28 protein-coding genes are annotated in these 21376 nt (G+C 33.6%); 19 read left to right on the forward strand and 9 right to left on the reverse strand.

The window, feature by feature from the left end:
* Positions 1-8 precede the first annotated feature (8 nt).
* From QI155_RS04790 to QI155_RS04815, 6 genes are all read left to right on the forward strand, one after another.
* Positions 9-239 carry a ferrous iron transport protein A gene (locus QI155_RS04790; protein ID WP_068859501.1) on the forward strand — a complete coding sequence of 77 codons (231 nt, stop codon included), beginning with the start codon at positions 9-11 and terminating at the stop codon, positions 237-239.
* Positions 236-463, forward strand: coding sequence for a FeoA family protein (locus tag QI155_RS04795; protein WP_068859498.1), 228 nt, complete (start codon positions 236-238; stop codon positions 461-463). Before QI155_RS04790 ends, QI155_RS04795 begins: the two co-directional genes overlap by 4 nt.
* Complete coding sequence (gene feoB / locus QI155_RS04800) at positions 460-2628, forward strand: ferrous iron transport protein B (protein WP_068859496.1); 2169 nt, start codon at positions 460-462, stop codon at positions 2626-2628. Before QI155_RS04795 ends, feoB begins: the two co-directional genes overlap by 4 nt.
* Positions 2629-2639: 11 nt before the next feature.
* Positions 2640-2879, forward strand: coding sequence for a FeoB-associated Cys-rich membrane protein (locus tag QI155_RS04805; RefSeq protein ID WP_068859495.1), 240 nt, complete (start codon positions 2640-2642; stop codon positions 2877-2879).
* Between the two features lie 70 nt (positions 2880-2949).
* Positions 2950-3417 (forward strand): cytochrome C, encoded by a 468-nt coding sequence (locus QI155_RS04810; protein WP_068859493.1) that lies wholly within the window; start codon positions 2950-2952, stop codon positions 3415-3417.
* A gap of 144 nt (positions 3418-3561) precedes the next feature.
* Positions 3562-3963, forward strand: a complete 402-nt coding sequence (locus tag QI155_RS04815) for a metal-dependent transcriptional regulator (RefSeq protein WP_068859491.1) — start codon at positions 3562-3564, stop codon at positions 3961-3963.
* On the opposite strand, the gene QI155_RS04820 is transcribed toward QI155_RS04815, so the two are convergent.
* The gene (locus tag QI155_RS04820; RefSeq protein ID WP_281321224.1) at positions 3944-4825 is read right to left on the reverse strand and encodes a lysophospholipid acyltransferase family protein; all 882 of its coding nucleotides are present in this window, start codon (positions 4823-4825) and stop codon (positions 3944-3946) included. The two genes, QI155_RS04815 and QI155_RS04820, sit on opposite strands and share 20 nt — an antisense overlap.
* Positions 4826-4856: 31 nt before the next feature.
* Here QI155_RS04820 and QI155_RS04825 point away from each other — a divergent pair, with 31 nt between their 5' ends.
* From QI155_RS04825 to QI155_RS04885, 13 genes are all read left to right on the forward strand, one after another.
* The gene (locus tag QI155_RS04825) at positions 4857-5414 is read left to right on the forward strand and encodes a DUF6036 family nucleotidyltransferase (protein WP_281321225.1); all 558 of its coding nucleotides are present in this window, start codon (positions 4857-4859) and stop codon (positions 5412-5414) included.
* Positions 5411-5629: a hypothetical protein gene (locus QI155_RS04830; protein WP_068859484.1), complete on the forward strand. Its 219-nt coding sequence runs from the start codon at positions 5411-5413 to the stop codon at positions 5627-5629. The genes QI155_RS04825 and QI155_RS04830 overlap by 4 nt, the downstream gene beginning before the upstream one ends.
* A 225-nt stretch (positions 5630-5854) precedes the next feature.
* Positions 5855-6010, forward strand: a complete 156-nt coding sequence (locus QI155_RS04835) for a hypothetical protein (protein ID WP_159426683.1) — start codon at positions 5855-5857, stop codon at positions 6008-6010.
* 134 nt (positions 6011-6144) lie between these two features.
* Entirely contained in the window at positions 6145-6729 is a 585-nt protein-coding gene (locus tag QI155_RS04840; protein WP_068859482.1) for a YqaA family protein, read from the forward strand.
* Positions 6730-6894: 165 nt separating this feature from the next.
* Positions 6895-8139 carry a threonine synthase gene (thrC, locus tag QI155_RS04845; RefSeq protein WP_068859480.1) on the forward strand — a complete coding sequence of 415 codons (1245 nt, stop codon included), beginning with the start codon at positions 6895-6897 and terminating at the stop codon, positions 8137-8139.
* A gap of 3 nt (positions 8140-8142) precedes the next feature.
* Positions 8143-8421: a MoaD/ThiS family protein gene (locus QI155_RS04850; protein WP_068859478.1), complete on the forward strand. Its 279-nt coding sequence runs from the start codon at positions 8143-8145 to the stop codon at positions 8419-8421.
* 10 nt (positions 8422-8431) lie between these two features.
* A complete protein-coding gene (locus QI155_RS04855) occupies positions 8432-8680 on the forward strand; it encodes an NIL domain-containing protein (protein ID WP_068859476.1) in 249 nt (82 codons plus the stop codon).
* Positions 8681-8682: 2 nt separating this feature from the next.
* The gene (gene thrC / locus QI155_RS04860; protein WP_068859474.1) at positions 8683-9756 is read left to right on the forward strand and encodes a threonine synthase; all 1074 of its coding nucleotides are present in this window, start codon (positions 8683-8685) and stop codon (positions 9754-9756) included.
* Positions 9753-10961, forward strand: coding sequence for a cofactor-independent phosphoglycerate mutase (locus QI155_RS04865; RefSeq protein WP_068859472.1), 1209 nt, complete (start codon positions 9753-9755; stop codon positions 10959-10961). The genes thrC (QI155_RS04860) and QI155_RS04865 overlap by 4 nt, the downstream gene beginning before the upstream one ends.
* Positions 10962-11068: 107 nt before the next feature.
* The gene (locus tag QI155_RS04870; RefSeq protein ID WP_068859470.1) at positions 11069-11794 is read left to right on the forward strand and encodes a rhomboid family intramembrane serine protease; all 726 of its coding nucleotides are present in this window, start codon (positions 11069-11071) and stop codon (positions 11792-11794) included.
* A gap of 6 nt (positions 11795-11800) precedes the next feature.
* Positions 11801-12907 (forward strand): radical SAM protein, encoded by a 1107-nt coding sequence (locus QI155_RS04875; RefSeq protein ID WP_068859468.1) that lies wholly within the window; start codon positions 11801-11803, stop codon positions 12905-12907.
* A 291-nt stretch (positions 12908-13198) separates the two neighbouring features.
* Complete coding sequence (gene lhgO / locus QI155_RS04880) at positions 13199-14383, forward strand: L-2-hydroxyglutarate oxidase (RefSeq protein ID WP_068859466.1); 1185 nt, start codon at positions 13199-13201, stop codon at positions 14381-14383.
* Complete coding sequence (locus QI155_RS04885) at positions 14383-15924, forward strand: bifunctional aminoglycoside phosphotransferase/ATP-binding protein (protein ID WP_068859464.1); 1542 nt, start codon at positions 14383-14385, stop codon at positions 15922-15924. Before lhgO ends, QI155_RS04885 begins: the two co-directional genes overlap by 1 nt.
* Positions 15925-15929: 5 nt before the next feature.
* Here the strand turns inward: QI155_RS04885 and QI155_RS04890 are convergent, their stop codons facing one another.
* The 8 genes from QI155_RS04890 to QI155_RS04925 form a co-directional block, all read right to left on the reverse strand.
* Positions 15930-16589, reverse strand: coding sequence for a restriction endonuclease (locus tag QI155_RS04890; RefSeq protein WP_216819007.1), 660 nt, complete (start codon positions 16587-16589; stop codon positions 15930-15932).
* A gap of 17 nt (positions 16590-16606) precedes the next feature.
* Positions 16607-16819 carry a winged helix-turn-helix domain-containing protein gene (locus QI155_RS04895; RefSeq protein WP_216819006.1) on the reverse strand — a complete coding sequence of 71 codons (213 nt, stop codon included), beginning with the start codon at positions 16817-16819 and terminating at the stop codon, positions 16607-16609.
* 242 nt (positions 16820-17061) lie between these two features.
* On the reverse strand, positions 17062-18006 hold the full coding sequence (locus tag QI155_RS04900; protein WP_068859462.1) for a site-specific DNA-methyltransferase: 945 nt from the start codon (positions 18004-18006) through the stop codon (positions 17062-17064).
* Positions 18007-18639, reverse strand: a complete 633-nt coding sequence (locus tag QI155_RS04905) for a ThaI family type II restriction endonuclease (RefSeq protein ID WP_068859461.1) — start codon at positions 18637-18639, stop codon at positions 18007-18009.
* Between the two features lie 217 nt (positions 18640-18856).
* On the reverse strand, positions 18857-19120 hold the full coding sequence (locus tag QI155_RS04910; RefSeq protein WP_083200047.1) for a chorismate-binding protein: 264 nt from the start codon (positions 19118-19120) through the stop codon (positions 18857-18859).
* Positions 19121-19130: 10 nt separating this feature from the next.
* On the reverse strand, positions 19131-19829 hold the full coding sequence (locus QI155_RS04915; protein ID WP_068859457.1) for an ATP-binding cassette domain-containing protein: 699 nt from the start codon (positions 19827-19829) through the stop codon (positions 19131-19133).
* Positions 19820-20533 carry an ABC transporter permease gene (locus QI155_RS04920; RefSeq protein ID WP_068859455.1) on the reverse strand — a complete coding sequence of 238 codons (714 nt, stop codon included), beginning with the start codon at positions 20531-20533 and terminating at the stop codon, positions 19820-19822. Before QI155_RS04920 ends, QI155_RS04915 begins: the two co-directional genes overlap by 10 nt.
* Entirely contained in the window at positions 20530-21336 is an 807-nt protein-coding gene (locus QI155_RS04925; RefSeq protein ID WP_068859453.1) for a substrate-binding domain-containing protein, read from the reverse strand. Before QI155_RS04925 ends, QI155_RS04920 begins: the two co-directional genes overlap by 4 nt.
* Positions 21337-21376 lie beyond the last annotated feature (40 nt).

Raw genomic sequence — 21376 nt, forward strand, 5'->3', positions numbered from 1 at the left:
GGGCAGGAATGATACCCCTTGCTTTGATAGAAAGTGGTGAAAAAGTTGAAATTATTGATTTTGTAAAAAAAGGTAAATCTCTATTTAATCATTTAAGAGATATAGGCATTTTTGCAGGTAAAATTGTTGAGGTAGTAAGCAATCAGGGACATGGTCCTTTACTTTTAAGGATTGATGAAGCACGAATAGCTATTGGTAGAGGAATGGCAATGAAAATTATGGTAAGGAGGCTTCAATGAATCTTAGTGAATTAAAGAAAGGTCAAAAGGCAAAAATTACTTCAATTAATTCAAAGGGTCCTATAAAAAGGAGGCTTATGGATATGGGAGTGTTGCCAGGAGAAACTGTTGAAGTTGAAAAAATAGCTCCCCTGGGAGACCCTATTGATATTGTTGTTAAGGGATATCATCTTTCATTAAGAAAAAGTGAAGCTGAGCAGATAAATGTAGAGGTGATAGAATGAAAGAAATAAAAGTAGCAGTTGCTGGGAATCCGAACTCAGGTAAATCAACTTTAATAAATGCTATTGCAGGCACAAATCTACAGGTTGGTAACTGGCCTGGAGTCACCGTTGAAAAAAAGACAGCAACTATAAAATTTGATGATCTGACAATTAATCTTGTTGATTTGCCCGGCACATACAGCCTTAGCCCCTATACTCAAGAAGAGATAATTGCAAGAGATTTTCTTGTGAAAGAAAAACCTGATCTTATAATTGATGTAGTTGACTCTACAAATCTTGAAAGAAATCTATATCTTACAATTCAACTTCTTGAGCTTGATATTCCAGTTGTTATAGCTCTGAATATATATGATGAGGCAAAAAAGAAGGGTTATGAAATTGACATAGAAAAATTGGAACAATTACTTGGCGTTAAAGCTATTCCAACAGTGGCAACAAAAAAAGAAGGAATAAAGGAACTTCTTCAGGTTCTTAAAGATTTTGCCAGTGGAATTAATCCCATTGTTCCTAAAAAATTTAATTATGGAGATGTAGAGGAGTCATTAAAAATTGTAGAGACTGCTCTTAAGATAAATGACCCTGGTTTGTTAAACAGATATCCTTCAAGATGGCTTGTTCTTAAATTACTTGAAAATGACGAATTGGTTCTTAAAGAAACAGGGTTAAAGGGAGATGAAAAATTCCTTAAACAGGCCGTATCCCATTTTTTGAAATCCCATGATGAAGATATGGAATCTATAATTGCTGACATAAGATATGGAATTGCCCATGGAGTTACCAGAGATGTTTTAAAGAAGAGAGAGAAAAAACATATTGATTTTACAGAAAAAATTGACAGAATTGTTCTTAATAGATATCTTGGAATACCTATATTTCTTATTGCTATGTGGTTTGTATTCAAGCTTGCCTTTGATTTTTCAGCTCCTTTTAGTGACTGGCTTGATTCTGTAATAAGTGGTCCTGTGACTAAATGGACAACTGTGTTACTTAATGCTGCTAAAAGTCCTGAATGGTTCGTATCCCTTGTTACAGAGGGTATTATTGCAGGAGTTGGAGCTGTCCTTGTTTTTATTCCTGTAATTGCAGTGATGATGTTCATTATTACTTTGCTTGAAGGAAGTGGATACATGGCAAGAGTAGCCTTTATAATGGACAGACTTATGCATTCTATAGGTCTTCATGGAAAATCATTTATTCCTTTAATTCTTGGTTTTGGATGCAATGTTCCATCAATTTATGCAACCCGTGTTCTTGAAACAGAAAGAGACAGAAAACTAACAGCCATGCTTGTGCCACTTATGTCGTGTGGTGCAAGACTTCCTGTTTATGCTATATTCATCGGTGCTTTTTTTGCTAAGAATGCACCTACAGTTCTTTGGTCTCTTTATGTTCTTGGAATTTTCATGGCTATTTTGCTTGGACTTGTTCTCAAAAAAACTCTTTTTAAAGGCTTTGCACCAGTGTTCATAATGGAGTTACCTCCCTATAGAGTTCCTCTTTTCAGAGACCTTATGATTCATACTTGGCAGAAACTAAGACACTTTGTCATAAAGGCGGGAACTTATATTTTTGCTGTATCTGTTATCATGTGGTTTATGCTCAATACACCCTATGGAGTTGAAAAGGAAAACTCAGCTTTAGGAAGAGTCGGAAAGACAATAAGCCCTGTATTTGAACCCCTCGGATTTGGCACATGGGAAGCATCTTCTTCCCTTGTGGCAGGTTTAATTGCAAAAGAAGTAGTAGTAAGTACAATGGCCCAGATATATGGAACAGATAATGGACAAAAAGACAACTCAGAAGGGAAAGAAGGAACAAAAGGCTTTTTGGAAGATTTAAAGAATGTGGCGATTTCCTTCTTTAATGCGGTAGTAGATGCCTTTCAAAACCTTCTTGCAGGATTTGGAATTAAGAGTTTACAGGTAGAGGAAGAAGAGGAAATGACAACTCTTAAGAGTAAACTTCAGGAAATATTTACACCTCTTAATGCCTATGCATTTTTAGTATTTGTTCTACTTTACTGGCCATGTGTTGTTGTAGGTATTGCCATGAGACAGGAATTTGGTTCCTGGAAGTTATACGGTCAGACAATTTTAATTCACTCCATAATAGCTTGGCTTGTTGCTTTTTTAATATATCAAGGTGGCAGGTTTTTGGGTTTTTAGGAGGAGGTAAAATGACCATAATTGATATCATCGTGGCATGGTTAATTTTTTTAGGAGCTATATATCTTTTATACCGATCCCTGTGGAAAATGAAAGGACATTGTTCAGGATGTGCTTCAGGAGCTTGTAGTAAAAAGGGAATAAAGAAGATAACTAATTCCGAAATGCGATTGTATTCAGAGAAAATATCAACCAAAGGAGGTGATGATTATGAGATAAAAAATAATAAATCAAAACTTATTGTAATTTGATTTTTCAAGGTGAAATCAAACATGAGAATTTTGGATTCTCTTATTAAGAGCTAAAAGGGAGGGAAGAAAAATGAGGTTTAGTTTTGAGAATATTAAATTATTTATTGTATTTTCAATTTTAGCTATCATTTTTTTATCGGCTTCGGAATCATTTTCCGATGAGGTAACCTATAGAAAACACATTAAGCCTTTATTTGATTCAAAATGTTTAAGTTGTCATGGCCCAGACACACCCGAGTACTATGGCTTTAAGGAAGAAAAAGATAAATGGATTTCTATGGGAAAAGGTCCAAGAATGGATACTTACAGTCATTTAATTTTTTATACTGCTTGGCCTGATACAGGTGCTTTGATGAGAAGGCTTGATGACGGAAAAACTGCTGGTAAACAAGGCAATATGTATCAATATCTTGGTTCAAATGAAGAAGAAAGACAGAAAAATCTTAAGCTATTCAAAGAATGGGTCGGTAACTGGACGCTTAAGAGATGGAAAGAGATAACGAAGGAAGACATGGAAGGAATTAAAGTTAAATATTGAAAGTAAAAAGAGGGGCAGATTATTACCTGCCTCTCTTTTTTAAAAACTTGAAGGAGGCTATTTTTTAAAATTAAGTTAAAACAGTAGAGGCTTTAAAAAATCCAATAGGTAGTCTATATAAATTTTTCATGTTATAATTAAAATGTGAACGGACAAACAAAATTAGAATTAACTGAAAATCTTGAAGATTATCTATTCGATATCTTTGAAATTTTAAAAGAAGCGCCTGTTGTAAGGATAAAGGATATTGCTAAAAGACGGGGAGTGAAGCTTTCCAGTGTAGTGGTTGCTGTAAAAAGTCTTGCAGAAAAGGGGCTTATTAATTATCAGAAATATGAATACATCACATTGACAGAAAAAGGACTTGAAATAGCTCAAAAAATTGAAAATAGAAAAAAAATTCTTTATAAATTTTTAAGGGAGATTTTGAAGGTAAGTGAACAATCGGCAATGAGAGATGTTCACAAAATGGAACATGACCTATCAGAGGAGACAATAAACAGGATAATAGAATTCACAAGAGGATTTAAGAACGCATCTTCTTAAATCTCCTGTGAAACCAATAATACTGTTCTGGGTGAAGTTTTATTAAGTTTTCAAGTATTGAGTTATAATTTTCAATCATTTTTATTGTGGAGCTAAAGGAATTAGAGCCTTCCATTTCTATCTGCTCAAAAATTTTTATTTTGTGTCCGTCCTTTTCTCTTACAATGAATGCAGGAATAACAGGAGAGCCCTTTCTTAAGGCAATTACAAAGGCACCTTTTTGACATTGAACATACTTACCAAAGAATTTCGCATAAATTCCGGGTCTTGCTTGATCAGCAAGTATAAAAACTATCATATTTTTATTTAATGCTTTAATAATCTCTTTTGGAACCTCTCTGTCAGAGCGAAAAGGGATTGGATAGATTTTATAGGAGCTAATCAGGTTAAAGAGAAATCCCTTAGGTAAATACTTTCCTTCTTTGAAAAGAACTGCCACAGGATAACCTTTTTCAGCAAGCCATGCAAGCATTACAGGAATGTTTCCAATGTGTCCACTTAATGCAATAACTCCTTTACCTTCTTTTAATGCATTGTCAAGATGAGTAAGTCCTTCAGCTAATGCCCAGGGGCTTAATTTTTCTTCTTTTTTGATAATTAAGGCAATCTCAAGAGTAATTAAAATAACTTCCTGAATAAATCTTTTTAGAATTTTTTTAACTTCCTTTTCAGTGTATTGACTTCCGAAAGCGATTTTTAAATTTTCCAAAGCAATATGCTTTCTTGACCATGGAATTAAGTAAAGAAGGCTTCCTATGAATTTTGCAACATTAGGGAGATGCTTTTTTTTTAAGACTTTTCCAAGTCCAAAAAAAATTTTAATCCCACCTTTGAAAATTATATGTTTTAGAAAAGATTTCATCGCAAGCTTAAAAAATAATTATAATATTACTATGCAACAATTACAAGAATTAAAAAAGATTGAAGATCCAGTTAAGAAAAAAGCATATTTTATGGCTTTGCTGTCAGAAGAGTTTAGGAAAAGAGGAGCAAAAGAGCCGATAATTGTTGGAGGATTAGCAGTTGAAATATATACTCAAGGAAGTTACACTACAGGAGATATTGATATCAAGGCAGACATTACATTACTTGAAGAAATATTAAAGAATTGGGGCTTTAAAAAAACTGGAAGGGTTTGGTTAAATGATTATTTGGATATTTATATAGATTGGCTTGGAAGTAGCCTTGAAGAAGGGGAGGAAGCAGAAAAGAGAGTAAATGCAGTTTTAATAGATGAAAATCTTAATGTTAAAATTATTTCTATTGAGGATTTGATAATTGATAGACTTAATGCTTATAAGTGGTGGAAGGATGAGGATAGTTTTTTGTGGGCAAAGATTCTATTAAAGATTAAAGAAAGGATGGAAGAACAGATTGATTTAGAATATTTAAAAAAAAGAGCAAAAAAAGAGCAAATAGAAGATATAGTTGAGAAATTATTGAAAAAATGAGTGAGTATAGATATGAAGATTTAAAGAGAGTTTCAAAGTTAGTTAAAAAAGAACTAATAAATGAGGGTCAAATTATAAAAAAAATAAGGCGCAAGCCAAGAGATGAAGAAAAAACAAAACTTTTATATGAAATAGCATTAAATAGACTCAAAAAATATCCTCCCAAAAAAAAGAACAATTTTATAATTCTGCCCTATTTTTATGACAAAAAGTAGGATTTTTTGTTGTTCTAAATCTATGATAGAGAAAAGACTACCTTTCGCTCATGGAAGTTTTCAACACCTAAAATTGCCATTAAACATACAAACAAGTGAGTCTCCTTTTGAAGATTTTAATTTTAAGGGTAATATAAAATATCATCCAATAGGTGAAATAAAAAAATAAAAGAGGCTCACATATATGATTAAAACAAAATACACTTACTGTGAGTTTAGGCGACGATGTGCAAGATTGTGTGTTTAAGATATAGAAAAATCAATAAGGTAGTAGAAGTAGAAATAGATGGGTATTGTTTTTTTGGGGGTAAAAATTGTAAAAAAACAGTTAGAGAAGGATGGAATGGAGGGCAGAAATGGAGGGAAAAGATAGGTAAATGAAAAAATTTAGATAAAAATTCCCTCTTAAGAGGACTCTTAGAGTCAAAAAATCACTCTTTGAATTTTCTATCGACAATTTTAGGATATATATTGGTGAAAAATTAAGAATTAAAAGAATGGTATAATAATAACCTGTGCGATTGCTAAAGAGATTATATGGTTGGGTTTTAAATTGGGCAAATACACCCTACGGAACTCCTGCACTCTTCGTGCTTGCATTCACAGAGGCATCCTTTTTCCCTGTTCCACCTGATGTGCTTCTAATTTCTCTTGGGCTATCAAAACCAAAGAACGCTTTTTATTATGCCACAATTTGCACAATAGGTTCAGTGCTTGGAGGCATTTTTGGTTATTTTTTAGGACTAAATTTCTGGGAATTAGCAAAGAATATACTGTTTTTTTACATTGATTATGATAAATTTATTATGGTAAAAAATTATTTCATAAAATATGAAGCATGGGCTATAGGTATTGCAGGTTTTACTCCAATTCCATATAAAGTTTTCACCATATTGGCAGGTTTTTTTCAGTCAAATTTTTTAATATTTGTTTTCATGTCAGTAATCAGCCGAGGTGCAAGATTTTTTATTTTGTCATCTTTAATTTATAAATTCGGATTTCCTATTCGAGCTTTCATAGATAAATATTTTAATTTGTTAACTTGGATATTTATAGTTGTTGTTATTTGTGTCTTTTTACTGGTCAAATATATTTTTTAATAATCAATTCGATTAATGTATAATTTGTTTTTATGTCTATCTCTCAACAAAATAAATCTTACTGAAATTACCGATAGAAATTTCAGAGGAACACCTTTCAGCTTCGAAATAAGTATAAAAGAAATGTTAAAATAAAAAATTAACCATTGAAATAGGAGGTGGGAAATGAAATATGTAAAAGGACTTAAATGCAGAGAATGCGCAAGAGAGTATCCAGTAGAGCCTATATATGTGTGTGAATTCTGCTTTGGTCCTCTTGAAGCAGTCTATGACTATGCAAAGATAAAGAAAGCCTTATCAAGAAGAACTATAGAGAGAAGACCAAAAACATTATGGAGATATAAAGAGCTTTTACCAATAGATGGTGAACCACAGGTTGGACTTAATTCTGGTTATACACCTTTGGTGGAAGCTAAAAATCTTGCAAGATATCTTGGAGTAAAAGAACTTTACATAAAAGATGACACAGTTGCCCATCCTACACTTTCATTTAAAGATAGAGTAGTTGCTGTTGCACTTACAAAGGCAAAGGAGTTTGGCTTTGACACAGCTGCCTGTGCATCTACTGGAAATCTCGCCCATGCTGTATCAGCTCATGGTGCAAAGGCAGGATTTAAGAGATTTATTTTTATTCCTGCCACATTGGAACAAAGCAAAATTGTTGCTTCTATCGTTTATGAACCAAATCTCGTTGCTGTTGATGGTAATTATGACGATGTAAACAGACTTTGCAGTGAAATTGCAAACAAGTATAGATGGGCTTTTGTGAATATAAATATTAGACCCTTTTATGCAGAAGGTTCAAAAACAATTGGATTTGAAATAGTTGAACAGCTTGGTTGGAAAGCTCCAGACAGTATTGTTGTTCCCTGCGCAAGTGGTTCACTTCTTACAAAGGTGTGGAAAGCCCTTAAGGAATTTAAGGAACTTGGTATATTAAAAGAATTGGAAACAAAAATATACGGAGCTCAGGCAACTGGATGTTCTCCAATTTCTACAGCATTCAAACAGGGAACAGATGTAATAAGACCTGTTAAACCTAACACCATAGCAAAGTCTCTCGCTATAGGAAATCCTGCTGATGGATTTTATGCTTTGCAGGCAGTAAAAGAAAGTGGTGGTGCAATGGAGGATGTCTCTGATGATGAGATAGTTGAGGCAATAAAGCTTCTTTCAAAAACTGAAGGAATATTTGCAGAGACAGCAGGAGGAGTTACCCTTGCCTGTTACATTAAACTTTTAAAAGAAGGCAAAATTGACAAAAAGGATTGCACGGTTCTGTGCATAACTGGCAATGGACTTAAAACAGCAGAGGTTTTAAACGGCAAGACAGCAGAAGTTTACCATATTAAACCAAATCTTGCTTCCTTTGAAGAAGCTTTGAAAAGAATTAATGATAAGGGGAGGTAAAAAATGGCAGTAAAAGTTTTGATTCCAACACCACTTCAAAAACTAACAGATGGTAAAGATGTGGTGGAAGCACCGGCAGGAAAAATTATAGATATAATCAATGCCCTTGATAAAAAATATCCAGGGCTTGCAGAAAGACTCTGTCAGGATGGTAAGATAAGAAGGTTTATTAATGTTTATCTTAATGAAGAAGATATAAGATTCCTTCAAGGAGAGGAAACACTGGTAAAGGATGGTGATGAAGTTTCAATTGTTCCTGCCATAGCAGGAGGGAATTTTTAAGGAGGATTTTATGGGTGAGATTAAAAAATTAAGGGTAAGGCTCACCTTTCCGCAGGAATTAATTAAAGAGCCTGTACTGTTTAGAATGGCAAAAAAATACGATGTCATGCCAAATATTCGTAGAGCAAGAGTAACTGATACCTTTGGTGAGATGATTCTTGAACTTGAAGGACTTGAAGAAAATCTTCAACAAGGCATTGACTCCCTAAGACAGCAGGGGGTTGTAGTTGAACTAATAGAAGGAGATATTATTGAATAGCCATGAATGCAAAATCGCCCTGGAAAGGAATTATAAGAGAGTATTACGAGTTTTTTCCTGTAACCGAAAAAACTCCTATTGTAACTCTTTTAGAGGGTAATACCCCTCTTGTAAAGGTAAACAATCTTACCAATGCACTAAATATTGATTTAGAGCTTTATCTTAAGTTTGATGGAGCAAATCCTACAGGTTCCTTTAAAGACAGAGGAATGACCCTTGCCATATCAAAGGCATTAGAAGAGGGTTCTCGTGCTGTAATCTGTGCATCAACGGGAAATACCTCTGCTTCAGCTTCAGCCTATGCTGCACGAGCTGGAATAAAGGCAATTGTTCTTATTCCAGAGGGTAAAATTGCCACTGGAAAACTTGTTCAGGCAATGATTCATGGAGCAGTGGTTATTCAGATTAAAGGAAATTTTGATCAGGCTTTAAATATTGTAAGAGCAATTGTTAAAGAATACCCGATTACTCTTGTTAATTCAATAAATCCATACAGAATTGAAGGACAGAAGTCAGCAGCCTTTGAAGTTTGTGATCAGCTTGGGCAGTCTCCTGATTATCATGTCCTACCTGTTGGAAATGCTGGAAATATTTCAGCTTACTGGAAGGGATACAAGGAATATAAAGAAAAAGGAAGAATCTCTGAGCTTCCTAAAATGCTCGGGTTTCAGGCATCAGGAGCAGCTCCAATTGTTCTTGGTAGACCTGTTGAAAAACCTGAAACAATTGCCACAGCAATAAGAATCGGGAATCCTGCAAGCTGGGCAACCGCTTTACAGGCAAGAGATGAATCTGGTGGAAAAATAGACATAGTCACTGATGAAGAAATACTTAAAGCTTATAAAATGATTGCCTCCTATGAAGGAATATTTTGCGAGCCAGCAAGTGCAGCCACTGTTGCTGGTGTTATAAAGCTTTACAATGAGGGATATTTTAAAAAAGGTTCAACTGTAGTTTGCACCCTTACAGGGAATGGGCTTAAAGATCCTGATACAGTCTTCAAAGTAGCTGATGAACCTCGTGTCTTGCCAGCAGATTTAGACAGTGTAAGAGCTTTTGTGGAGAAACTTTTATGAAATATATTGTTATAGTTCCTGATGGCGCAGCGGATTATCCTTTAGAAGAACTTGGAGGGCTTACACCTCTTCAAGTTGCTAAAACTCCAAACATGGATTTTCTTTCTTCAAAGGGAATAGCAGGTTATGTAAAAAATATTCCTCAGGGATTTTCTCCAGGAAGTGATGTAGCAAATTTGAGTATTCTTGGCTATGATCCGAGAGTTTATTATACTGGAAGAGCTCCACTTGAAGCTGTGAGTATGGGATTAAATTTGTCTAAAGATGATGTGGCATACAGGTGCAATCTCGTAACATTAAAAATCTTAGATAAAAAAAGAATTTTAATGGAAGATTACTCAGCTGGGCATATTACTTCTGAAGAAGCAAAAATTCTTATTGAGGAAGTAAACTCAAAACTTGGCAATGACCAATTAAAGTTTTATCCGGGAATAAGTTATAGACACATAATGTTATGGAAAGGTGGTTCTGAAGATGTGGAATGCACTCCACCCCATGACATTACAGGAAAAGAAATATCTATGTATCTTCCAATAGGGAAAAATTCACAAATTCTGACAGAGCTTATTTTTAAGTCAATAGATATTCTCAAAGATCATCCAGTTAATAAAAAAAGAATTTCAGAAGGTAAAAAACCTGCAAACAGTATATGGCTCTGGGGACAGGGTAAAACTCCCTCTTTGCCAACATTTAAAGAAAAATATGGAGTTTCAGGTGCTTTAATTTCTGCTGTAGACCTTACAAAGGGGCTTGGAATTTTGGCAGGATTTCACATAATAAATGTTCCAGGTGCAACAGGCTGGATAGATACAAACTATGCTGGCAAGGCTGAGTATGCTTTGAATGCCTTAGAAAGAGTTGATTTTGTTTATATTCATATTGAAGCACCCGATGAGGCTGGACATCAGGGAGATTATAAACTGAAAATTAAAGCCCTTGAGGACATTGACAGCATTGTTGTTAAAAGGATTCTTGATGGGGCTTCAAAAAGATTTAAGGAATTTAAAATTCTTCTTCTTCCAGATCATCCAACTCCAGTAAAAGTAAAAACTCATACTGCTGAGCCAGTTCCCTTTGTAATTTATGATAGTAGAAAAGAATACTCAAAAAATAGAAAATTTTCAGAGGAAATTATTACTTCTCCTGATATTCAAATAGAAGAGGGTTTTAAACTTATGGATTTATTCATTTACAAAGATGCCTAATTTTTTAGATACTCTTTTGCGCATTATTCATTCTAAAAACATCCCTGTTAAGATAAATTTTACCAACAATCATCAAAGCAATATCAATAAAAAAGGAGTGAAGTAAAATGATACCAATAAGGGATTGTCTTCCAAGAAGATATACTCCCTATATGACATGGCTTATTATTGCTTTAAATTCAATAATTTTTATTTTTGAACTAATGTTGACACCAGAAGATTTAGATTATTTATTTCATATTTTTGGTTTAATTCCTGCAAAATACATGCTTGTAAGCTCCCTTCCCATTGACCCCTTTTACTATCTTCCTTTTTTGACAAGTATGTTTCTTCATGGTGGCTGGTTTCATTTAATAAGTAATATGTGGATCATGTTTATTTTTGCTGATAATGTGGAAGACAAGATGGGTTCATTTAGATTTTTAATTTTTTATTTGCTTTGCGGATTTGGTGCAAGCTGGATTCACTGTCTTATAAATCCAAGCTCAATGATTCCCACAGTTGGAGCCTCTGGAGCAATATCAGGAGTTTTAGGTGCCTATATGATAATGTTTCCCCATGCAAGAGTAATAACTCTTTTTCCCATTCTTTTTTTCCCATTCTTTTTTTCCCTTCCTGCCATTTTTTATATTTTAATGTGGTTTTTTATTCAACTTTTTTCAGGACTTGGTTCTCTTCTCTCCCCAACTGATGTAGGAGGAGTTGCCTGGTGGGCTCATATAGGAGGTTTTGTTTTCGGAATAATTTTACATCGAATATTCGTTATCAAAAAGAGACTCCGTATTTATGATGATCAGTTTGACTATTACTGCGCATGGGGAAGATTTTTATAATTAAATATGGGTGTTTGTAAAATATGTAATGAATCTTCTTCTTACATTGCTAAATATCCAGGGGTTTGTTTAAGTTGTATTAGAAAATATCCGGAAGAAGCTATAGAAGTATCATCAGAATCTCATAAAGAAAGTAGACTTGCTTATGGATTACCTCCATTTCCACCAAAGGCAGAGACAGGAATTCAATGTAAAATATGCGTAAATGAATGTAAGATTCCATCTGGTGAATATGGATACTGCGGATTAAGAAAAAATGAAAATGGGAAATTGATTGTACCTCCATATGGCTATGGAAAACTTAGCTGGTATCTTGATCCTCTTCCAACAAACTGTGTTGCAGATTGGGTTTGCCCAGCAGGAACTGGCTCTGGATATCCAGATTTTGCTTATACCAAAGGAGCTGAATACGGATATTATAATCTTGCAGTATTTTTTCATGCCTGCTCTTTTAATTGCCTTTATTGTCAAAACTGGCACTTTAAAGAAGAGACCTTTAAGTCAAGAATAAGAACAGTTGATGAATTATTGAAAAGCATTACTCCAGCTGTATCCTGCATATGCTACTTTGGTGGAGATCCTTCACCACAAATAGTTTTTGCCCTTGAGGCATCCCGAAGAGCTATCAGAGAAAAAAAGGAGAAAATATTAAGAATATGCTGGGAAACAAATGGATCAGTTCATAAAGCTTATCTTGAAAAGATGATTGAATTGAGCCTTATTTCTGGTGGATGTATCAAATTTGATATTAAAGCATGGGATGAGCCTCTTCATATTGCATTAACAGGAGTTTCAAACAGGAGAACTCTGGAGAATTTTGCCTATGTAGCAAAGTTTTTTGACAAAAGACCATCTCCGCCACTTCTTATTGCAAGCACTCTTTTAGTCCCTGGATATATAGATTCCGAAGAAGTAAGCAAAATCGCTAATTTTATTGCCTCATTGAATCCTAAAATTCCCTATCGTTTACTTGCCTTTTATCCCCATTTTTATATGAGTGATCTACCTCTTACATCAAAAAAATTAGCTGAAGATTGCCATGAGGCTTCTTTAAAAGCAGGACTGAAAAATGTTTCAATTGGAAATATCCATTTGATAAGATGCAAAAATTAAACTCCTTTCTTAAAAAATAAGATAAGTATAACCTAAAATTGCCGATACAGAATAAAAGCAATATTTCGTTTATGCAGTCATTCCGAGGGGTTCAATACCCTAAGGAATCTCTCATTAAAGAATCTATCTGATGAAAAATGAGGAGATTCCTCAGTCGCTCATACTCCTTCGGAATGACAAAATCAGTGTTTTTCTATCGGCAATTTTAAGGTATAAAATTTGTATATTTTTGATATAAAATAGTTACCATGAATACAAATCTTAGAGTACGCACATGAGAGGCAGTAAAAAATGATTTTAATCTGCGGTGCTGGAATAACAGGGCTTACAATAGCTAAGGAGATTCTTAATTTAGGAATAAAAGATATTGTAATTTTTGATAAAGAGCCTGATTTGGGCAAACATGCCTCTGGAAGAAACAGTGGGGTACTACATGCAGGAATTTATTATACTCCTGAAACACTTAAAGCAAGGTTTTGTTTAAAAGGTAATCAGCTTATGAAGCAGTATTGCAAAGAAAGAGGACTCACCCTAATTGAATCTGGTAAGGTCATTGTTACAAAAAAGGAAACAGAATTGCCAGTACTTTATGAGCTTTACAAAAGGGCAAAACAAAATGGTGCAGAGGTAGAACTTGTTGACAGTAAAACTTTAAAAGAAATAGAACCATATGCAAAAACATATGAAAAAGCCCTTTATAGTCCTTTAACTGCAATTATTAATCCAAGAGAAATTCTAATTTCCCTTGAAAATGAACTTAAAGAGGCAGGTATAAAAATTTTAAAGGGGGTAAGTTTTAAAAAATTTATTAATTCAAATAACATAGAAACATTTCAAGGAAAAATTCAATTTGAATATTTCATAAATTCAGCAGGTGCCTATGCAGATAAAATAGCTCATAGTTTTGGCTTAGGGCTAAATTACAGAATTTTGCCCTTTAAAGGATTGTATAAAAAGCTTAGGAAAGAAAAAAACTTTCTTGTAAAAGGAAATATATATCCTGTGCCAGATATAAGAAACCCCTTTTTAGGTGTACATTTTACTAAAATTTATGATGGAACAGTTTATGTTGGTCCAACTGCAACACCTGCCTTAGGAAGAGAAAATTACAAAATGTTTGACAATTTAGGATTGGAGAGTTTACAAATTCTTTGGAGAGATTTTTTACTTTTTATGAGTAATGAGAAATTTAGAAATAATGCCTTTTCGGAGATAAGAAAGTATTCAGCGAAAAAATTTTACGATGATATTAAGGATATGCTTGAAAATATAACCATTGATGACCTTTTACCGTCTTCTAAAGTAGGTATTAGACCTCAACTAATTGATATAAAGAAAAAGGAACTTGTTATGGATTTTGTAGTTTTAAAGGAGTCTAAAACAATACACATTCTCAATGCAATATCGCCAGCCTTTACTTCTGCCTTTGCCTTTGCAGAGTTTATTGTAAAAGAATACTTTATGGAGAAAAAATAATGGTTAACTGGGCAGAGGAACTTAAAAGAGAGTCTTTTTCTCATAAACCAAAGGAATTAAAATTAATTCAGACCCATATTTCCTATGTTTTCTTAGCTGATGATTTAGTTTACAAAATTAAAAAGCCTGTGAACTTTGGATTTCTTGATTTCACAACCCTTGAACTAAGACGCTTTTACTGTGAAAAAGAGGTGGAGCTAAACAGAAGATTCTGTCCTGAAGTATATCTTGGAGTAGTCCCAATTTCTCTGACTAAGGATGGATATAAAGTTGAAAACAGTGAAAATCCAGTTGAATATGCTGTAAAAATGAAAAGGCTTCCTGAGGATGGCATGATGCAAAAAATTTTAAAAAACAGAGCTTTAACAGAGAAACATATTGATTTAATTGTGGATTTACTCGTTCCTTTTTATAAGTCTGTCAGAACAGGTAAAGGAGTAAATCAGTTTGGCTCTATTGATACGGTTTCTTTTAATACAGAAGAAAATTTTACCCAGACAGAAGGCTTTGTGGGAAAAGCTTTAAATAAATGGAGATATAATCATATCATTAATTGGACAAGAAATTTTATAAAAGAAAATACCTCTCTTTTTGAGAAACGAATCAAAGAAGGCTTTATTCGTGAAGGTCATGGAGATCTCTACTCTGCCAATATATGCTTTGATGATTTAAAAAAAGTTTATATCTATGATTGCATAGAGTTTAATGAGAGATTTCGCTGTCAGGATATTGCCTCTGATATAGCCTTTTTGAGTATGGACTTAGATTTTCATGATTATGAGGCTCTTTCAAAATATTTTGTGGAAAAATATGTTGAAAAATCAGATGACAGGGACTTATTGAAGCTTCTTAATTTTTACAAATGCTACCGTGCCTATGTAAGAGGTAAAATTGGATGCTTTACTTCAATGGATAAAGCTTTTACAGAAGAACAACGAGCGGAAGCTTTAAAAAATGCGCAAAAGTATTTTGACCTTGCTTATATTTATGCAGAAGGTGTTCCAAAGCTTTTTGTAGTATTTGGACTTTCTGGAACAGGTAAATCAACCCTTGCAAGAGCATTAAGTGAAATAACTCTTTCAGAATGGCTCCCTTCAGATATAGTAAGAAAAAATCTTGTTGGGATTGCTCCAACAGAACATCGTTATGAACCCTTTGAAAAGGGAATTTATAGTAAAGAATATACAGAAAAAACTTATAAAAAAATGATAGAGATTGCAAAAGAGACATTAAAAAAAGGCAGAGATGTAGTTTTAGATGCTACATTTAGAGAAAGAGTCTATCGGGATATTGTTCAGAAGGAACTTAGATTTGCAGATATTTACTGGATATGGTGTACTGCACCTGATAGTGTTGTAAAGGAGAGATTTATGAGGAGGAAAGATACACAGGATATTTCTGATGCCCGATGGGAGATTTACTTAGCCCAGAAGGAAAATTTTGAATCACCAACCGAAATCCCTGAACAAAAACTTATAAATATTAAAACAGTAGAGGAGGTAGAGAAGCTTTTAGAGAAGATTTTGAGAAAGATAAAATAAAAATTTTAAAATTCTTCAAAATAATCTTCATCAATTTTTAAAATTTCATAAATTCTAAAGGGCTTAACTCCAATTTTAAACTTTATCATATAATCAACCAACTTATCACCATCAATTAGAATAATTTTAATATCAGAAAGAGATTTTGCGTATTCTAATGATTCATTAGTAAATTGTGAAGTAGTTATAAAGACTCCTTTTTTGCCTTTACCATGAATGGCACCAACAAATGCTTGAAGTTCTTTCCTGCCAAATGAACCACTTGTCCATTGTTTAGCCTGAATATATACATTATCTAAACCTAGAATATCTTGTTTAATAATTCCATCAATTCCTCCATCATGACTTTTACCAATATGCTGACTTGCCTCTTCAAAAGAACCACCATATCCCATTTTTAATAAAATATCAATTACAACCTTTTCAAACTGTTCTGGAGTGAGTGATACAATTTTATTTTTTAACTCATCTTTGACAAGATTGTTAATTTCCTCTACTTTTAAGGATATTATTTCTTCTGGAGATTGTGTTTCTATTGATGTTCTTTTCTCAACTTGCATTTTATTTGAGGTTTTTTCAGATTTTTCTCTCCATTCTCTGAACTCATCATATTTCACGAGATCTTCATAATCTATTTTCTCTGGTTTTTTTTCTAAAATTTCCATCCCTCTTTGCGTGATTTTTATAAATCCTCTTTTAGGAATATCCAAAAGTCTTGCTTTTTTAGGTATGTTTTTGCCCAGTTGACTCGACCATAAAAAATTGATTGAGTACCACTCGGTACTTTTCTCCCTCTTTCTTCTTGAGTAAGTTTGAAATAGTCAGCCAACTGATTTACCAATTCACTAAAAGGTCTTTCATTTCCATCACCAAGTAATCTTAATAAAGGTAACATTATATTTTCATAAGTGGGTATCATATCATTTTTAGAAATTTTTCAAATTCATTAAGTTATTTTAAACAAATTTCTATTCATGACAATAGTCATAAGATTACTACAATTTCCGATAGAAAAACCGAAATTACCCTTTATTGTCATCAAATATTGTCCTTAGCATAAAAACCCCCCTGATAGTTATGGAATTATTTGGGGTAGTGTCAATAAACCACATATATTTTATGCTTTTTATATGCCATTTAGCCATTTTTATTATCCTTTTCCTCTTTAAATTCAAATAATTTGGGAGTATTAAAAACAAGAGAGAACTTTTTTATTCGCTCTTCTGCTAATTTTACATATTTTTCGTTTATTTCGTATCCAACATAATGTCTCCGGGTTTTAAGTGCTGAAATCGCGGTTTGTCCGCTTCCTATAAATGGGTCTAAGACAATCTCTCCTTCAAAGGTATAAAGTTGAATCAATCTATAAGGCAACTCTAAAGGAAAAGGTGCAGGGTGACCCACTTTTGTGGCTGATTCTGCAGGAAATGTCCATACACTTTTTGTAAATTCAAGAAACTCCTCCTTAGAAATTGTGTTTTTTCTTCCGAGATTTTCCCTTGAAAAACTTCCTTTAGAAAAAACCAATATGTATTCATGAATGTCTCTTAAAGTCGGATTTTTGGCAGAAAGCCAGCTACCCCAAGCAGTAGAAGGACTGCCACTTGATGCCTTATTCCATATGATTTCACCCCGCATTAAAAATCCTAAATCAAGCATATCTTCTATGATAAAAGCATGAAGTGGAATGTATGGTTTTCTTCCAAGATTGGCAATATTGATGCATGCCCTGCCACCCGGAACAAGAACTCTTTTAACCTCGCTCCACACCCTTTTTAAGAATCCTCTATATTCATTCAAGGTAAGATTCTCATCATATTCTTTCCCTACATTATAAGGTGGAGAGGTAACCATGAGATGAATGCTATTATCAGGCAATTCATTCATCTTTTCACTTGATTTACAAAGGATTTTATCTATAAATTCTGGAGGGACTAGATTTTCAACATATTTGACAGGTTCCTCTTTGGGCAAACCTTCGTATAATCTACTTGTATAAAAAGAGGTGGAGTCATGATTGATTCTTCCAGGAGAACCAAAAGTACTTGTTTTTGTTCCGTTTTTTCTTGGAGTATTTCGCATTTAGTCCTCCATCCAAAGGTCAACCCATTTTTTGTATGCGTTTGATTCTATTTCCTTTCTCTGCCAATTAATTTCAATTCTTTTGGTGTCACTATCTTTCACCACTCTAAACAATGCTTCTTTAGTTATTTCGACACCTCTTGGATTTGTTCCGGGCTTTGGAAGTCTGATATAATTTTCTCTACCAACTTTATCAAAAAGTTTTCTTTGTACTTCTAAGGGTATATAATAAAATCCTCCTGTACTGTGCCAGTTAATTTGAACAAGTAGAATATCGCAATATGGATAATAGTTATTATGGAATTCTTTTGCTTTATGTGGGTCTACTGTCCATATGAGTTTAACTCCTGCTAACTTTTTACCTGTGATTGTTTTTATAGATATCGGTTTTCCAAATAATTTTACATCTACTTCTGGTTCAGTAATAGGGATTTCAGTTTCTACATTTTCTTTGCCAAATTTATAAATTAGTAACGCTACGATGATTTTTTCACGAAGCGAACCAACTTCCATTCCTGTTTTTCCTGCTCGTGAACTTTCTAATTCTGCAAGTTGAAATAAATATGGTAACCGTCTTTTAATCTTCTCTACAAGTTTTTCATCTTCGAATATTTCTATTAATGGATTAGACATTATTTATACTCTCCACATATTTTTATTATATCTTACTTATGTCCATTTTTGAAGTAATTTTCATTCTTAATCCTTTAATTTTAAAAAATTGTGATCTTGAATATTTTCTTTTAAAGTTATTTAATCGAGACAAAAGATGTAGTGAAAAAATTTTTTTGATTGTCTAATATTCAAACTTTTTATATCAAAGTAAGAATAACAAAAAAATATACTTGAATTATTTTTTTAAGATACCATCTTTTAAATAAAAAGCTTTGACTTTTAAATAAAGCTCGGAAAGTTCTTGTTCGGGATTAGAATCCCAGACAATACCGCAACCTGCGTAGTAGGGAAGAAGATTTTCTTTTCCTACAGCGGTTCTTATTATAACAGAAAGAGTAAAATCAGTTAATTTCTTAAATTGCCGATTAAAGAAAAGTTGTCTTTCCTTCATACTGCCCTTCTGAGAAGTTCGATGCCACGAAGTACCGTCCTGAGCCATTCGACTTTGCTCAGAGCATGCCCTGTAAGAGTTGAAAGGGGCTTTCAGAGCAAACTGAAGTTCGGGTTAGTTTTCCTTTTTCAAGAAAAAGAAGAATATCCCCAGTTCTTTTTGCTGATTGATAATCATGTGTTGCCATTATGATTATTGAATTAAGCCTTTGTTTTAACTGAGTAATTATGTTTTCAATTATTTCCGTGTTTTCCTGATCCACTGAGGCTGTTGGCTCATCAAGAAATAAAAATTCGGGCTCTAAAACAATTGCTCTTGCAATCCCCATTCTTTTTGCTTCTCCGCTAGATAAACTGAGAGCATTTTGCTTCTTTTTATGAAGTAATCCAACAAAATCAAGAGCTTTTTCAACTCGTTCTTTTATTTCTCCTTTATTCATCCCTCTTATTTTTAATCCGTAGGCAACATTTTTAAAAACTGTTGTGTTGAAAATTCCAATATTTGGCAATAGTAGTGTAATCCTTCTTCTTAAATTTAGATTATTCTCAACAACTTTTCCGTCTTCATAATAAATAATTTCACCATCGTCAGGACTTTCTAAAAGTGCGCAAATTCTTAAAAGAGTTGATTTTCCTGAACCATTTGGTCCCATTAAAACATATACTCCGCTTTGTTCAAATGAAAAGGAACAACCATCAAGAACTTTTTTATCTTTGTAAGATTTTTTAATATTTGAAATTATTAAACTTAAAGCCACTGGCTGGACTCCTTTGTTCCTTTTTTCTGAATAGAAAATAAGATAATGTTTATTATGAAAGAAATACAAAGAAGTATTATCCCAAGAGCCATAGCAAGCTCAAAATTGCCTTTGTCTGTTTCAAGGGCAATAGTAGTTGTCATTACACGGGTGTATCCTGCTATATTTCCTCCAACAATAAGTATTGCTCCAACCTCAGCCATTACTCTTCCAAGTGCTGCACAGACTCCAGCCATTATTCCATATCTTGTTTCTCTTATCATTGTCAGAGCTATCTGAAAAGGTGTGGCTCCAAGAGTTTTGGCTGCAAGTTTTACTGTAGGATTTACTTTAACAATTGATGAATGGGTAATTGCTGCCACAATGGGAAATGCGAGAATGCTCTGAGCAATAATCATTGCAGAGGGAGTATAAAGAAGACTTAAAAAACCAAGAGGACCGCTTCTGGAAAGCAAAAGATAGAGAAATAATCCAACAACCACAGGAGGCAACCCCATGAAAGTATTAAGCAATGTTATAATCGCGTTTCTACCAAAAAAATTTTTTAATCCAAGCAATGCACCCGCAGGAAAGCCTGTTAGGGTTGCAATTGCAAGAGCTGTGCCTGAAACTTTGAGAGACAAAAGTATTATCTCTAAAAGTTCTCTATCAAGATGCAGAATAAGATAAAATGCCTGTTTAAAGGATTCTAAAATAGAGTTCATCTTGCATTAGGAATAAAAAGTTGATTTCCGAATTTATCCTTAAAAGATGCTATGGCATTTTGTCCTTCCTTTGAAATTATCCAGTTTACAAACTCCATAGCTTCTTTATATTTTACATGTTTATGCTTTTGCGGATTTACTGCCATAACACCGTATTGATTAAATAGAAAAGGATCTCCCTGAAATAGTATTGTTAGGTCATGCTTATCTTTTATTGCAAGCCATGTTCCTCTGTCAGTAAGTGTATATGCCTGTTTTTCATTTGCAATTCTTAAAGTTTTTTCCATTCCCTGACCTGCTTCAAGATACCATTTTTGTCCCTTTGGTTCAATTTTTGCCCTCTGCCACAATGATAATTCCTTCATATGAGTTCCAGATTTATCTCCCCTTGAAATAAAAAAGCTCTGAGATAAAGCAATTCTTTTAAAGGCATCTACTGATTTTTTAATTTCTTTTATTTTTGCTGGGTCATTTTTAGGTCCTACAATAATAAAATCATTATAACAAACATCATGACGGTTTATAAAATAGCCCTTTTTTAAAGCTTCAAGCTCAAGTTCCTTTGCATGGGCAAAAACAACATCCGCATCTCCTCTTTTACCCATCTCAATTGCTGCACCTGTACCCCTTGCAATAACTTTGACTTTGATACCTGTTTTTTTCTCAAATAATGGTAAAATATGACTGAGTAATCCAGAGTTTTCCACTGAAGTGGTTGTTGCAAGAACAATTACATTTTGCTGAGCTACTGCTGCATTTGCCAAAATAAATAATGAAAATACAATGGCCAGTAAGATTTTCATTTTACTCCTTATTAATTCTCCAGTTTTGTCTCCAACCTGA

It is taken from the genome of Thermodesulfovibrio sp. 1176, from assembly GCF_029946585.1.
Taxonomy (GTDB): domain Bacteria; phylum Nitrospirota; class Thermodesulfovibrionia; order Thermodesulfovibrionales; family Thermodesulfovibrionaceae; genus Thermodesulfovibrio.

Coding starts and splice junctions, on each gene's coding strand:
- QI155_RS04790 (WP_068859501.1), top strand. CDS start 9: ATGATACCCCTTGCTTTGATAGAAAGTGGTGAAAAAGTTGAAATTATT.
- QI155_RS04795 (WP_068859498.1), top strand. CDS start 236: ATGAATCTTAGTGAATTAAAGAAAGGTCAAAAGGCAAAAATTACTTCA.
- feoB (WP_068859496.1), top strand. CDS start 460: ATGAAAGAAATAAAAGTAGCAGTTGCTGGGAATCCGAACTCAGGTAAA.
- QI155_RS04805 (WP_068859495.1), top strand. CDS start 2,640: ATGACCATAATTGATATCATCGTGGCATGGTTAATTTTTTTAGGAGCT.
- QI155_RS04810 (WP_068859493.1), top strand. CDS start 2,950: ATGAGGTTTAGTTTTGAGAATATTAAATTATTTATTGTATTTTCAATT.
- QI155_RS04820 (WP_281321224.1), bottom strand. CDS start 4,825: ATGAAATCTTTTCTAAAACATATAATTTTCAAAGGTGGGATTAAAATT.
- QI155_RS04825 (WP_281321225.1), top strand. CDS start 4,857: ATGCAACAATTACAAGAATTAAAAAAGATTGAAGATCCAGTTAAGAAA.
- QI155_RS04830 (WP_068859484.1), top strand. CDS start 5,411: ATGAGTGAGTATAGATATGAAGATTTAAAGAGAGTTTCAAAGTTAGTT.
- QI155_RS04835 (WP_159426683.1), top strand. CDS start 5,855: ATGTGCAAGATTGTGTGTTTAAGATATAGAAAAATCAATAAGGTAGTA.
- thrC (WP_068859480.1), top strand. CDS start 6,895: ATGAAATATGTAAAAGGACTTAAATGCAGAGAATGCGCAAGAGAGTAT.
- QI155_RS04850 (WP_068859478.1), top strand. CDS start 8,143: ATGGCAGTAAAAGTTTTGATTCCAACACCACTTCAAAAACTAACAGAT.
- QI155_RS04855 (WP_068859476.1), top strand. CDS start 8,432: ATGGGTGAGATTAAAAAATTAAGGGTAAGGCTCACCTTTCCGCAGGAA.
- thrC (WP_068859474.1), top strand. CDS start 8,683: ATGAATGCAAAATCGCCCTGGAAAGGAATTATAAGAGAGTATTACGAG.
- QI155_RS04865 (WP_068859472.1), top strand. CDS start 9,753: ATGAAATATATTGTTATAGTTCCTGATGGCGCAGCGGATTATCCTTTA.
- QI155_RS04870 (WP_068859470.1), top strand. CDS start 11,069: ATGATACCAATAAGGGATTGTCTTCCAAGAAGATATACTCCCTATATG.
- QI155_RS04875 (WP_068859468.1), top strand. CDS start 11,801: ATGGGTGTTTGTAAAATATGTAATGAATCTTCTTCTTACATTGCTAAA.
- lhgO (WP_068859466.1), top strand. CDS start 13,199: ATGATTTTAATCTGCGGTGCTGGAATAACAGGGCTTACAATAGCTAAG.
- QI155_RS04885 (WP_068859464.1), top strand. CDS start 14,383: ATGGTTAACTGGGCAGAGGAACTTAAAAGAGAGTCTTTTTCTCATAAA.
- QI155_RS04890 (WP_216819007.1), bottom strand. CDS start 16,589: ATGGAAATTTTAGAAAAAAAACCAGAGAAAATAGATTATGAAGATCTC.
- QI155_RS04895 (WP_216819006.1), bottom strand. CDS start 16,819: ATGTTACCTTTATTAAGATTACTTGGTGATGGAAATGAAAGACCTTTT.
- QI155_RS04900 (WP_068859462.1), bottom strand. CDS start 18,006: ATGCGAAATACTCCAAGAAAAAACGGAACAAAAACAAGTACTTTTGGT.
- QI155_RS04905 (WP_068859461.1), bottom strand. CDS start 18,639: ATGTCTAATCCATTAATAGAAATATTCGAAGATGAAAAACTTGTAGAG.
- QI155_RS04910 (WP_083200047.1), bottom strand. CDS start 19,120: ATGGCTCAGGACGGTACTTCGTGGCATCGAACTTCTCAGAAGGGCAGT.
- QI155_RS04920 (WP_068859455.1), bottom strand. CDS start 20,533: ATGAACTCTATTTTAGAATCCTTTAAACAGGCATTTTATCTTATTCTG.
- QI155_RS04925 (WP_068859453.1), bottom strand. CDS start 21,336: ATGAAAATCTTACTGGCCATTGTATTTTCATTATTTATTTTGGCAAAT.